The following is a 13,035-nucleotide window of genomic DNA, read 5'->3' as shown; positions in this document are numbered from 1 at the left end:
GGCCCCTGCTGTCCGTTCCGGTCAAGCGGTCACGAAGGACGCTTGGCCTCGAGCCAGTAGTCGTCCCCTTCGAGGACGCGGTTCTGCTTGCGCCAGCCCGGCATGTAGCTCATGGACTGGGTGTTCTGGTTGTTCGACATGCTGGAACGTCCACACGGCTCGGTCCACGTCGGCACGTGGGACCGCGGGTCGGGCTTGAGGCTCCACCGGCCGTCCGTGCCGCGGATGGCGATCGTGTTCAGGCATTCCTCGCCCGAGGACACCTCCTTCAGGTTCTTCCCACCCCAGTCCTTCTTTATCGCGGCGCTCTGCCAGCTAGCCGCGAAGGGGAACTCGTCGCAGCTGGGCACGTCACCGGTACCGAGTTCGGGCGACATTGTCGCCAGCTTGCTGCGCTCCCATGCCTGCGGGCAGATCACGTCGCGGTTGTGGCTGACGAGGCTCTTCGTGCTCGTGGGAGGATCGGGCACGAGGACGTCCTCGGTCAGGAAGGTCAGCGGGTTGTTGCCCCGCAGCCCGTAGTGTCCGGGCAGCTTGTTCTGAATCAGCCAGGCGTGCGCGGCCGCCGCCGGGAACTTCTTCTCGTTCATGACGTACGTCGGCTTGTACGAGCTGAAGACGCAGCCTGGCGTGGCCTTCACGTCTCGGTCGCACCGCACGTCCAGCTCCGACTTCTCAGCCGTCATTGTGTTGCTGGTATCACTGCCCGCGGTTCCCTTGACGGTCAGGTACGGGCTGATGCGGCCGTCGGAAGCGGTGGTGTTGTTCCATTTGATCTTCTGAGTGACCGTGGCCGTGTGGAGGTCGCCCGCGACGAAGGTCTTTGAACCGCTCCACACCGGAGTCTGCTTTTCACAGTAGCCGCGGCAGCCGAAGTCGATGTCCAGGGTCAGCGAGGGTATGGAGATCGACGTCAGCTTTACCGACACGGTCTGGGTGAAGGTGTCACTGTCCGGGTCGAGCTGGAACTCGTGCCGGAGGTCGAAGCTCGCCTTCGGCGTGCCGCTCGTGGTTCCCGTGAACTGCAGGTCGTCCCCGAGACACGCCTCGGTCCGGTTGTAGTCCAAGGACCTTGTACTAATGGAGCAGCTCAGACTCGACGTGGTGGACACCGAACCGACGGACACCTTGGCGAACTTGAGGTCCTTCGCTGGCGCGGACGACAGCCGCATCCCCTCCTGGCCGGTCGCGGAGCGCGCGGCGCCGGAGAGACCGGAGACGGTGGGGAGCACACTGAAGTAGTCGCCCGAAATGCTCTGGGGCGGCTCCACCGGTGCCGGGTCCGGAGCGGTGATGTCCGGGTCGCCGAAGGTCAGGTCCGAGGGAATGCCGGAGTAGTCGCCGGGTACGAACGCGATGGCGTCGAAGGCGATGTCTGCGGAGCCGTCACCGCCGTTGAAGTTGTGCAGGCTGACCTCGGGGGTCATGCCGTTGAAGAAGTACGCGCCGAGATCGACCCATTTGTTGGACTGGTTGGAGCTCTGGTCGATCGCCTTCACCGTCTCACCGGCGGAGTGCTTGATGCGGTACTCGGCCTTGGAGGTCTGCGCCCCGTGGTCGGGGATGAAGGCATAGACCTTGGCCTGCCCGCTGTAGTCGGTGATTTCCTTGCCCAGCTTCCAGGTACCGGTCACCTTCATTCGGTCACCCGGCGACGGGTAGGACTCGGCGCTGCGGGTGTGGGTGAACCAGAAGTGGTTGCCGTAGCCGGCGCCGATCTGGTGGGTGTCGATCTTTCCGGGGTATGTGGTGATGGTCTGCCCGGTGTCGGCGTCGATGATGTCGGACGGCTGATACGTGAGGCTGAACGTGCCGTCCGACTTGGCCGCCCCGCAGCCGCGTGAGGCCGACCCCGCTGGAGTCGTACCGTTGCTGACATCGTCCACCACTAGGGCGTTCGACGGCAGGCCGGTGCTGCACTGCGGCGGGTACGAGGCCGCGTCCGGCTGTTCCGGATAGCTGGTGTTGAACCGGTGGACCTGGTGGCCGCATTCAGCCTGGGTGTCGCAGTTCTTCCACTCGGCGGACTTGCTCCACCAGCAGTGCAGCCAGTGTGGATTGGTGTCGCTGTCACCGGAGTCCAGTGCGCAGGCGCCCATGCCGGGTTCGTTGGAGTCGTTGTCCGTGATCTTCGACGGGTCGCAGGAGTTCGAGGCGTCGCAGAAAGTATCCAGCGGCGGCTTCACCCTGGAGCGCTGTGCGTCGCTGTTCCACCAGGCGGCCAGGTAGCCGGCCCGGAAGTCTCCGGGTCCGAACATGGCGGAGATCGGACGTGCGGCCCAGCCCAGGACCTTCTCTTCGTAGGGCCAGTCCTGCGGGTGCGCCGCGTGGGAGTAGTCGTCCAGGTGCGGATCGACGGCGTGCTGGAGGAAGGGGACCCGGTTGGCCTTCCACAGCGGGTTGGCCGGGTTGTTGGTCCAACCGAGGCCCTTGTGGCCGGAGGAGTCGGCGGCCGGGTAGAAGCCCGAGTTGTACGCCCACAGGGCGAAGAACCAGTTCTCGATCCATTGCGGGTGACCGTTGTTGACCTTCATCTCCTGGCCGTGGAGATCGTTCCACTTGCGGGACAGGATCGTCACCCCGTAGGCGATGTTCGCGGCGTAGTCCAGAGCGACGGCCTCCTGTGTGGAGGGCGGCAGCGCCGTCTCGCCGTCCTTGGTCTTGCCCGCGAGCCGCATGCCGTCGGTGGCCTGGGTGATGCCGTAGCCGCAGTCGGCCTCGGAGAAGTTGATGCGCCAGGGGTCGGCCTGGTCACCGTCGGCGGTGTACTGGGTGCCGTAGTAGTTGCCGATGAGGCTGTTGGCCGTCACACCGGGAACGGCGAAGCGGGTCGCCTGCCACATGTTGGATTCCTGCGCGGTGACGCCGAGCATCACCTGCGAGGGTATGTGCCAGCGGTCGGTGACGTCCGGGTCCTCGTTGTCGAGGGCGCCGTTGGGGTCGCCGGCGAGAGTGATCGGCGGGAACAACCCTTGGGGGGTGTAGGAGTCCATCCCCGTGTTCTTCCAGTTCACAGGCCGGTTGACATGCAACTCGCCGACGACAGCCTGGTCCACGGCCCACTCGACCTGACGCGGTGTCGGCTGGAACGCCTGCTTCTTCACATCGTTCCGGGCCACCGCGCAGTACCGCTCATCGGTTCCCTCACTGGGCCCAGTCGGCGACGCGGCGAGCACCTGCGTACGCACGGTCTGCGTGGACAGGCCCTCGTCGGCGCCCCGGGCGGCTGCAGTGTCGCTGGCCGCACCTGTGTCCCGGGCGTCCGTGCTCGACGGCTTCGGGGCGGCCTTCTTGCCCGCGGGAGCGATCAGCGCCGGGGAGGGCCTGCTGCCCGTTTCGGCCTGCTCGGCGGACAGTCGCGGCGTGGAGTCCAACTCGGCGTGCCTGCCGGTGGCGACCACATCCAGGGAGATACGCGCATCGCGTACTTGCCCAGCCTCTTCAGGGGCTATCAGGCTCGTCCTACCATCGGCCCAGGACGTGGACACACCCGCGTGGCCGAGACTCGACATACGGGCGCCCTTGGCCAGATGCCCCGGGTTCTTCACCGAACCGGGCAGGGCGCCCTTGCTCGTAGCCCGGCCCGTGACGAAGACCGTGCCGCCCGGGGTGACCGACAAGTCCCAGTCGGCCAGCCGCCCTTCGGCCACGGTCCTCGAGGTGGACTTCCCACTCCCCTTGACCTGCGCGGCGTCCAGACGCTTCGCCCAGGACCGCGTCTTGGCGTCCTTGGTGTCGGCGTCCCGGTCGATGAACGTCACACCGTCACCGCTGTCGGCGGCAATCTGGAAAGGCACATGCTTCGTCGCGGCGAGAACAGTCTCCTTCCGGCCATTGATGCGGACCAGCTTGTTCCCATGACCGGCCACGATCCCGTGCCGCGTCGGAACGGCCGACGTCACCTGCCCGGGCAGCGCCACCGGCTCGGACACCTTGCCCGTCACCGCGTCTACCACGACCAGACGAGTCCGCTGCGCCTTGTCCCCGTCATGGCTCAGCTGGGTGAACACCACGTCGTCCCCGGAACCGCAGCCGGGCGAGAAATACGCCAGCGACGCCGTGAACGGCAGCTTGGTGACCTTGCCACTGCCCAGCTCGACGACCGCGGTGAACGCACCGCGCACCATCAGCTCCGGGTTGTTCGTGAACGTCCGAGGCGCATACGCGACAGCCGCGTACTTCCCCGACCTCGTCACACACGTATTACCGATCCAGGTATCCGCGTCGAAGCCGTCCTCACGCAGAGTGGCTACCGTGCTGAACTTGTACCCATCCCGCTCCTTTCCGGCCAGTACATGGAAGCCCATGCCGTCACCGGACGTGGAGATCGCCACATCCTTGGACGAGGAAGATCCCGCACCCAGCACCGAGGCACGGTCCTTCGCGGCGACCTCACGGGGTCTATGGGCGACATCCGGAAGAGTCGCGCCAGCTTGCACAGCGTCCTCGGTGACCTGCGGACCCTCAGCCTGAGCAGAGGCCGAAAATATCGATATCACCATCGAAAACGCCAGCACAGAGGCCAGCCTTTTCGTTCTTATGCGCATTTAGTATTCCCTATATCGGGCGAGCCGAGTTCGATAGAGCACGGCGACATACCCCGCACGGCGTGCGGGGTATGAGGTATGGAATGTGGAGCGCGGGAAACAGAGTGAGATCTCAGTACTCGATGACCGAGTCGATGTAGATCTTCGGATCGTCCGGGTATTCGCCTGCGGGGAAATCCCCCATGACGGTGGTGGAACCTCTGCCCGTCTGGCCACCTGCCAAGTGCGGAAAGTCGAACTTGGGGCTCCGCACCCATTCCTTTCCGTCGCCAATACTGACGGTGACCTTGATATTTAGGGTCTGGGTTCTGCTGTTGAGGTAATTACAGGCCACAGCGAAGCCGATCGGGCTGCGAGTGGCCCGGACCTCCACATCCCCGAGCGTGACGACCTTGGTCTTCCCCGTATGGCTGACGACCGGCGACGGTTCCGCACTGGCCTCTGCGTCCGTAGACGAGTCCGCGCCCGCATCCGTCTCCGGAGCGCTTGATGCACCGCTCGACGCGGCAGGAGGGGAGACCGAGGGAGTCGCGGCGGGGGCCTGCGGCGGGGTATCGGACGGAGAGGAGCTTGAGCATCCCGTGACCAGCACGGTGCCCAGAAGTGCCGCGCTCCAGGTGATGGAGCGCAGCACGGGCCGGCGAAATCGCATCAGTTGCATGCGCCGACGGTCATGTAGTTGTCGACGACGACGTTCGTGCCGACCTTCATGTACGAGTACGTCTGCCCGCAGTACCCGCGGTTCTGGTAAAGCGGACCGGCGTAGGTGCTGAACGTCCCCGAGTCCTCGACGTCCGGAATGCTCGTGTAGTTGGTCGACAGCTTGAGGCGCATCGAGTGGGCTGCCCCGGTGTCGTTGAAGAACACGGCGCAGATCGGCCTGTCGTAGTAACTGCTCCCCGTGGTCTTTCCATTCGTCCACGTGTACGTGGTGCCGTACGTCCCGTACCGGGCCGCGCTCACGGATGTCGTATATCCGGCCCCACACACATTCGCGGCGGCTACAGCGACCTTCGCGTCGGCCGCAATAATGCTCTTGGTCGTGTCGCTGGCCTGCTTGTCGACAGTGACCCCCTGGATATTCACGGTCGCGATCGACGCGCCTCCCGTCGGGGCATTCCCGTCGGCTGCGGATGCCGCCGGCGCCACCACGGTCGCGGCAAGAATGACAGCACAAATGCTGGCGATCCCTACAGAAATCTTCACGTTTCCCCCTAGGTGTGATGACCACGTAACCCTTATGCGCGGAGAGTATCGCACTGGGCGCGGGTTTTGCGAGGGGCTTTTATCCACGCGCCCCAGGTAGCGGGGCATTGGATATTTAATTGGGCATCAATGGCAAACTTTACCTACGGTCATGAATCGCGCGTTGACTGAAATTCGTCGGTATAGTTCACTTGTCGATCGATCCAGTGAATCCGCATATAATTCATCGGTATTGCAGAGTTTGCCCCGCTTGCATGCGATACGATAAGAGCTCCGCCCCCGCTGCCAAGGCCTCTGGGGCGACAGTGCCCGCCCGCCATGGGACTGGGCTTCCCGAGCCTCAGTCCAGCAACACCCGCACCGTCACCCGACCGGTGGCCACTCTGAAAACGCTCACTGTTGGGTAACCGCTGGTCGAGCGACTTCTTCCCGGCCGGCGTGACGGCGGTGGCGTGGTGTTCGCCCATGCCGACGTCCAAGCCGGGGATGGCGCCGATGCCGCTGATGTCGATCACGTGCGTCCTCCGGTCGTCCTCACCCGGTCGTCGCACGGTAGCTACATCCACATTGCGAAGAGCCTCCCGATCTGCAAAGAAGCCGGTGGTCGTGGCCCTCGGGGGGAGAGAGTCATGCCAACTCCGGGAGACGGGCGCCCTGTTGCGGGCATCCAAAACGGTAATGGGGGGCAGTGGGATGCCGAGCGTGACGAGGTGGCCGGATACCTCCGGAGTGCTGGGGAGGTCGACGGCCTGCCGCAGACCGCGGTCTCGCAGCGACGTCGCGGTGTCGGGCGAGGCAGCGGTGGTCTGGTGGGCCGGGTGATCCGGCACGTCGTTCGGACTGCTCGTCGACGGGGCCCTTTGCGGTCGGGCTTGGCCAGCGGGCCGCTGTCTAATCGGGCCTGGGGGCGGGATCGTACGCCGCCGTTGCTGCCCTCTCTGCATCGACGCAAGCGCGAACGGGGCCGAAGTGCTCCTTTGGGCGCGGAACACCGAACTCCATTGGCCAGCAAGATCAGCGAGCCTGTCCGCGCATGCATTCGATGCGATACTCTCTGCACGCTACAGCTACCTGACCGTCACCCCAAGGGGGAAAGGTGAAGGCTTCTGTCTGTCTTGCGGGTAAATGTGCCGTCCTGTGTGCTGTGCCGATGACTGCACCCGCTGCGTCGGCAGCTGGCCCAGATCGGTGCGAAGGCACTACCGATTCAGTTATGTACTGATCGATCGGCACGACGGACTGCTGCACGCAGATGCAGCAGGAATCACGCGGATACGAACCCGGTGGCGGGGCCATTCAGCCTGCCCGATGCCAAGCACACCGGCCTCACGCGTCGCGGGATACGCCAGGCCAAATCCGTGCCCCTCAGCTAAATGAAGGAGAGAGTTTTGCGCTCACGAAGATGGGGCCGCGCGGGAGCAGCGCTGGTGCTCCTTTGCCTGTCCCAAACGGCGGCAGCGGTTACGGCCACAGATGCGGAGGCCGCAGGCTGCACCCGGTCGGGCTGTGCGGGCAAGGACCCGGTTGCCATGGGCTGCGACACCGACGCCCAAGTCATCGAACAGATCAACCAGGGCAATGACATCGAACTCAAGCTGGTGTGGTCGCCCGCATGTCAGGCCACCTGGGCGAAGGTGAGCGTCAACCCGCTCTACCAGCAGTCGGTCTACGCGGCGCTGTGGCAGACCCCGACGCTGGGAGGCTTTGCAGCGCCGCGCCCCACCCCCAGCATCACCACGTCCAACCCCACTGGCGTATCACCCATGGGCGACTGGAAGATGACCAGCAAAGCCTGCTGGAACAGCCGAAGCGATAACTGGGAACCGGAACCCCTGCTCTATGAGGCGGGCGGCAAGGTTATAGTCACGCCCCGTGTCAACGGCGACTGTACGGACTGGATATGAGACGGCACATGTTGAAGCGCACACGAACGCTCCGCCACCGACTCACCGGTCAAGGGCTCGCGACCGCCGTGCTTGCCTCCTCGATTGTCCTGATCCCGCTCGTCGCCCAGGAGAATCCCGCCGAGGCGGCAGACACTACGACGAACGTCCTCTTCTCCACGCCCGAGAGGGCTCTTGGTGATGGATTCGAAAAGTCTGGGGACATCGTTGTCAGCGGGACCGGGGACTCCGACGGCTTCCACGTCGTGACCGCCGCGGAGCGGGAGGGGTATACCTTCCACGAGGTCGCCTCCCTGCAGCGCAAGGACATCGACGCAGGACCGTGGACAGGGTACGTGTGCACTACCGGTTCCGGCCGGTACGCGGCGGCCGTCTATATGCCGTCGCTGTGGGTTAACAAACCGGGCGCTACCTATCGCGGGGCGTTCGCCGCCGTCGTACGGCTCAGTGACGGCAAGGTCACCGAGATCGCTCAGGGCGTCCAGCTCTCCTACCACTCGCCGGGCTGTGGCGACGGCGACCGGGTGCTGTTCGCCAGCAGTACGGCCACTGACGCTGACGCCGGGACGACCACGGTCATCGAGGCGGACGCCGTTACGGGCAAAGCCACCGCCAACCGGAAAGTCGCCGGACAGCTTGCACACCTGCTGCCCACCTCGCGCGGCGACTACGGAGTACTCGACGGCAACTTGGTCAAGCTGACCGGCAAGGGCAGGCTCACACAAGCGCAGAAGCAAACGGCGCTGCCCGGCCCGGTCTTCGAATTGACCTCCTCCGCCGACGGTGCCCTTGACCTCGGCGTCGTAAACGACCGCAAGAGCGTCATCAAGCGCTGGCACGCCGGCAAGCTCACCGAGCTCGGTTCGGGAGCCGTCGGCAAGCTCAAGCTGTTCCCCCGCAAGGGCGGATCTCTTGTAGTCGGCGACGTGGCCGGCGTCGACACCTCGCGCGCACCCGGCCTGAAGGCCCAGCCCTTCACCGGGCGTCCCACTGGTGTGTCACGTGAGGGTCACCTGATCACCACTTCGATGGTCTCGGACGAACTGAACGGCGTCACCGCACCCGAAGGCACACCGGAAGCAGAGGCCACTAGCGATGGTCAGGCTGCTGGACTGATCCGGATCCAAGCGACGGCCGCCCGCACGGGTGCCAAGTCGACGATTGCCTTCGATGCGAACACCGCGCAGGTGAAGCAGGGTGCGGCAAGCGCTCCCGCAATGGATCCCGCCGCGTTCACCGCGTCCGATACCACGAAGGCCGCCGCGTCGTCGGCGGCAGTTGGTACGGCCGCCGAGCCGCGGGACGACGTAGAACCCCTCACCTGTGGCGAGGGTTCCAAGGAGTCGTTCTGCCTCTCCAGTCAGGGCGCCGAGGTGTTCGTCCGCGACGGAAAGGTGGAGGGATACGAGATCCCTTGCCTGGTCAAGCGGAACAACCCGAAGCGGCAGGCGCTCCAACCGAGCGCCAATCAGGTGGAGTGGGCGGTCGACCAAGCCGTTCATGGCCGGCTCACCCTGCAGCGGTCGGCGAACTGGCACGACACGGGCCTACCCGCGTACACCCCGCAGGGTCTCTTCCCTAAGCCGGTACTGACCGGTGGCGGTGATATCCCGGCCCAGGTGGTCCTCGGTATCCTCGCCCAGGAGTCCAACTTCAAGCAGGCGTCCTGGCACTCGATGAACGGCGCGGCCGGCAACGTCCTCCAGGCAGACTGGTTCGGCAACGGAGCCAGCATTCACCACTACCCGGACAGCGCCAAGTCGGACTGTGGTTACGGCATCGCCCAAGTCACCACCGGCATGGCTGATGACGACACCCCGCCGCTCGACGCCACGCGTGCTGGTGCCATTGCCACCGACTACGCGACGAACATTGCGGCCGGCATGCAGATCCTCGCCGAGAAGTGGAACCAGCTCAAAGCGCTGGGCATGGAGGCCAACAGCGGCGACCCCCGGTATATCGAGAACTGGTACATGGCACTGTGGGGTTACAACAGTGGCGTCTACACCGATTCCGGCGAGCCCCGCGGCCTCGGCTACTTCAACAACCCGGCCAACCCGGAGTACCCGGCGGACCGCACGCCGTTCCTCCGCGACAGCTACGACGACGCAGCCTCCCCTGCAAACTGGCCGTACCAGGAAAAGGTCCTCGGCTGGGCGGAGACCCCGCACAAGACGTGGGATTGGGAGGAGTCCTACGAGAAGCCGGACTTCCCGGGCCTGATCAACTTCGAGCAGATGAACCTGCCGGGCAATTACTTCACCTTCTGCTCACCCACGGTGAACAACTGCACGCCGCAAGCAGCTGACCCCTGCCCTGCGTGGGACGACACCTGTCGCTGGGCCGGCAGCGCCTCGTGGCTCAGCAGCGCTCAGGACACCAGCACCTCGTCCGTGGAGACGCTGAAGTACACCCTTGGCTCGAGTGAACCCGCACTCATCGCCAAATACCCGTCCGGGCCCTGCAAGACGACGCCCGACGGCACCCCAGGCACCATGATTATCGACGACCTCAACGGCCGTGAGGACGTCTACGGTTGCGAGGACTACGAGGCGGCCTCCGACGGAAAGTTCACCCTTCAGTACGGGGACAGCCTCCTCACGCACCGCGACGGCCTCGCGACATGGCGAGCTACCCCAGCCATCGCTCAGATCGACGTCCATCAGCTGGGCGCCGGGTACAACGGCCACGTCTTCTTCACCCACTCCTACCCAGAAGGCGACTTCTTCCACAAGGTCACCGGGCGGTGGACACTCAACCCGACGAACCTACCGACTGCCGACAAGCCGGGCGCGCGGTACAACGTCTGGATACACCTGCCCAACCACGGTGCAGAGGCGATCGTGCGCTACACCGTTCACCCCGGCCCCAACGCCGAAGGGCTCGGGCCTGACACCTGCAGGGTCGGTCAGGCGAACCAGAGTCAGGGCAAGGACAAATGGTTCAAGCTCGGCTCGATGAGGTTCTGGAAGGGCGGGCACATAGAGATGGACAACGAACACGACGCCGGCACGGGCGACGCCAATGTCGCCTTCGACGCCGTTGCCCTGGTCCCTGCGGTGAATCCCGACGCAGGTAACTGCAAGTTCGGGTACTGATGAGACGCACACCCTTGCTGCACCGCCAGGTGGTGACGGCAGTCGCTCTCGCGGTTGCTGTCACCGTGGTCGGCTGCACGCAGCAGAAGGCAACGCCGGATCCCGGTGTCTATCCCGGTGACGCACCAGCGACGCCGAAAAGGACGCTTCCAGGGCTCACGGCGACGAAACCCCCCTCGGCCTCCCAATGGCCGAGCGAGGCCCTGCCGGCCGAACAGGCGCCAGCGCTGGCGGAACCAAAAGTCATCGCATCTGGATACCGAGTGGACGACTTCCTGACCGGCCTGGCTGGACGGTGGGGTGTGTCTCTCGGCGAACAGCGTCTGATCGATGCCCCTGGGGAGAGAGACGTCTGGCACTTCACCGGCTCCGTGTCGGGCAGTGGCGGGAAGCAACTCTCCATCGCTGGCGTCCCTACAAAACAGGGCGACATCATCGGTTTCTCCTGCCTGGTGGGCGCCGACCGGCCGCGGGCCGGGGCATTCCTGAAGGACTGCGCCAAGACCGGGATACCGAACTGGGACGATGAGCGCGCGGTGGCCTGGTTGAGTACGGCCAAGCAGCAGGTCGACGCTGCCTACTCCAAGGAACACCGTCCTGTCGTCAGCGCCATGTTCGTGTCTCAAAGGGCGCATGCACTTCTGCGCAGATCCGGCCCCACGCCAGATTCGACCGGAACATACGAGCTGTCGGTGACGGGCGGTGGGGTCGCCGAGAACTCCTAGTTCACGGGAAGAACGGGTACCCCCAGTGGCCCGGAGGCGATTAAGCGTCCGGGCCACTGGGGTTGTTACCAGGCAAGAAGCACCGCCCGGACACAGGCCGCGCACCACGAGTCGGACCGCATCTGCGGACCCTCGAGGATCACTGCTGAGTTCTCTGGGTTGGGTTGCTGCCAGGCTGGCGTTGGCGTTCCGGCATGACCCGAAACGGTAATTGGCGGCTCGGCAGAGCTTGTCATCCCCCGAGATGTCTTCCGGACGTCAACGTCGGCCTGTCCCACCCCGTTGGCTTGATCAGCAGCTTGTTCGCCATTTCGACGTGACTCATCACAGTTCTGCCACGCGGTGACTCCACCCAGGGCGGCGTCGACCACGGTCGTCCAGCCCTTGAAGGAGAACAACCGCGTGACCATGCTCGCTGAACAGGTCGACGGCGTCATCGGCGTCGACACTCACCGAGACACTCTTGCCGCAGCGGCCGTCAGCCCTATCGGCGCCGTCCTTGCCAGCACCGATTCACCCGCCAACGCCCGGGGCTATCAGCAGCTGCTGGACTTCGCTCGCCAGCATGTTCCCGGCTGGCGCTGCTGGGCTCTGGAGGTACGGGCTCATACGGAGCCGGACTTGCCGCCTTCCTGGACGCCGCCGGCGAAAGCGTCGTCGAGGTGTGCCGGCCCAAGCGTCCTGCCGTCCGAGGCGGACGCAAGACCGACATGCTCGACACCGTCGAAGTCGGCCGCGACGCAGACCATCCGCGGACGCCGCCAGTCCACCGACTCGGCAGCCTGCACGCCCAGCACCTTCCGCACGAGCGCCTCGAACTCGTGCTGCGCGGACTCCAGCCAGGACAGGTAGGAAACGGCCTGCGACAGCACCCCGCTGTCGGAGCCCTTCTTGAACTCGACATTGCCGACCGCAGGAGCTTGGATGCCAGCTCTGAACTGCGACGATCCATAGACCTACATGTCCGTGACGGCGCATTGGGATGGTTGCTGTTGCTCGCCTGTGTGTCTCATGGGACGGCCCGTCCACCGGGCCGGTGGACGGGCCGTGAGGTCTTGGCCTCGGGAGGTCGGAACAGCCGCTGGCACCGGACTGTTCCACCCTTCCTTAGGGGAGCGCCGGAGGTGTGGGGTTGGATAGCGTGCCGCCCACCACGATTTCCCCGACCACCATGCGGTGGACTACATAACCGAACTGACGACACGTGACCACCTCGCACCGGGTGACGGTTCCGGCGATGGCGTACTCGATCATCGTCAGCACGCCCAGGCCCTCTTCACACATGTATCTGTCCAGGTTCAGCTCCCGCGGGCCGAGCCAGACTTCATCGTCAGGGTCGAACTTCCCCTTGAATGCCTGCGTGGACAGCACGGCACCTTCGCTCAGGGCATCTTCCTCGACCTCTTCCATGGCCTCCTCCCACACCCTTCGAGCATCGGTGGACATGGCCTTGAGAACCCGTTGAGCCTTGAGCCTTATCTCGGTGTCGATTACGCGCCCAGGGGCAGGGAACTGCATGGTCAACTTGTATTCCTTCACCGGCTTCGGGGAACAA

General features: G+C 65.0%; 9 protein-coding genes. 3 read left to right on the top strand and 6 right to left on the bottom strand.

What is annotated here, in order from left to right; translation table 11 throughout:
• Positions 1-29: 29 nt before the first annotated feature.
• The 4 genes from ACFYY2_RS14265 to ACFYY2_RS14250 form a co-directional block, all read right to left on the bottom strand.
• Positions 30-4,502 carry a hypothetical protein gene (locus ACFYY2_RS14265; RefSeq protein ID WP_388742417.1) on the bottom strand — a complete coding sequence of 1,491 codons (4,473 nt, stop codon included), beginning with the start codon at positions 4,500-4,502 and terminating at the stop codon, positions 30-32.
• Positions 4,503-4,659: 157 nt separating this feature from the next.
• Positions 4,660-5,208 carry a hypothetical protein gene (locus tag ACFYY2_RS14260; RefSeq protein WP_388741802.1) on the bottom strand — a complete coding sequence of 183 codons (549 nt, stop codon included), beginning with the start codon at positions 5,206-5,208 and terminating at the stop codon, positions 4,660-4,662.
• Positions 5,199-5,633 (bottom strand): hypothetical protein, encoded by a 435-nt coding sequence (locus ACFYY2_RS14255; protein ID WP_388741799.1) that lies wholly within the window; start codon positions 5,631-5,633, stop codon positions 5,199-5,201. The genes ACFYY2_RS14260 and ACFYY2_RS14255 overlap by 10 nt, the downstream gene beginning before the upstream one ends.
• Before the next feature lie 269 nt (positions 5,634-5,902).
• The gene (locus tag ACFYY2_RS14250; protein WP_388741796.1) at positions 5,903-6,268 is read right to left on the bottom strand and encodes a hypothetical protein; all 366 of its coding nucleotides are present in this window, start codon (positions 6,266-6,268) and stop codon (positions 5,903-5,905) included.
• 858 nt (positions 6,269-7,126) lie between these two features.
• Between ACFYY2_RS14250 and ACFYY2_RS14245 the strand changes: the two genes are divergently transcribed.
• Genes ACFYY2_RS14245 through ACFYY2_RS14235 form a run of 3 tightly spaced genes read left to right on the top strand, consistent with a single transcriptional unit; the run spans position 7,127 to position 11,480 of the window.
• Positions 7,127-7,657: a DUF2690 domain-containing protein gene (locus tag ACFYY2_RS14245; RefSeq protein ID WP_388741794.1), complete on the top strand. Its 531-nt coding sequence runs from the start codon at positions 7,127-7,129 to the stop codon at positions 7,655-7,657.
• 8 nt (positions 7,658-7,665) lie between these two features.
• Complete coding sequence (locus ACFYY2_RS14240; RefSeq protein ID WP_388741792.1) at positions 7,666-10,755, top strand: hypothetical protein; 3,090 nt, start codon at positions 7,666-7,668, stop codon at positions 10,753-10,755.
• Positions 10,756-10,769: 14 nt separating this feature from the next.
• Positions 10,770-11,480 (top strand): hypothetical protein, encoded by a 711-nt coding sequence (locus ACFYY2_RS14235; protein ID WP_388741789.1) that lies wholly within the window; start codon positions 10,770-10,772, stop codon positions 11,478-11,480.
• Positions 11,481-12,085: 605 nt separating this feature from the next.
• Here the strand turns inward: ACFYY2_RS14235 and ACFYY2_RS14230 are convergent.
• Positions 12,086-12,352: a hypothetical protein gene (locus ACFYY2_RS14230; protein WP_388741787.1), complete on the bottom strand. Its 267-nt coding sequence runs from the start codon at positions 12,350-12,352 to the stop codon at positions 12,086-12,088.
• 235 nt (positions 12,353-12,587) lie between these two features.
• Positions 12,588-13,004 (bottom strand): hypothetical protein, encoded by a 417-nt coding sequence (locus tag ACFYY2_RS14225; RefSeq protein WP_388742441.1) that lies wholly within the window; start codon positions 13,002-13,004, stop codon positions 12,588-12,590.
• Positions 13,005-13,035 lie beyond the last annotated feature (31 nt).

Origin of the sequence: Streptomyces sp. NPDC001822, from assembly GCF_042892135.1 — a bacterium.
In the GTDB taxonomy this organism is placed as follows: Bacteria; Actinomycetota; Actinomycetes; order Streptomycetales; family Streptomycetaceae; genus Streptomyces.
Note: the sequence above shows the minus strand (reverse complement) of the source record. Positions and strands in the feature narration are given on the sequence as shown.

Bases quoted from the DNA above. Each gene is read 5' to 3' on its own strand.
- ACFYY2_RS14265 (WP_388742417.1), bottom strand. From the start codon at position 4,502: ATGGTGATATCGATATTTTCGGCCTCTGCTCAGGCTGAGGGTCCGCAG.
- ACFYY2_RS14260 (WP_388741802.1), bottom strand. From the start codon at position 5,208: ATGCAACTGATGCGATTTCGCCGGCCCGTGCTGCGCTCCATCACCTGG.
- ACFYY2_RS14245 (WP_388741794.1), top strand. From the start codon at position 7,127: ATGAAGGAGAGAGTTTTGCGCTCACGAAGATGGGGCCGCGCGGGAGCA.
- ACFYY2_RS14240 (WP_388741792.1), top strand. From the start codon at position 7,666: ATGTTGAAGCGCACACGAACGCTCCGCCACCGACTCACCGGTCAAGGG.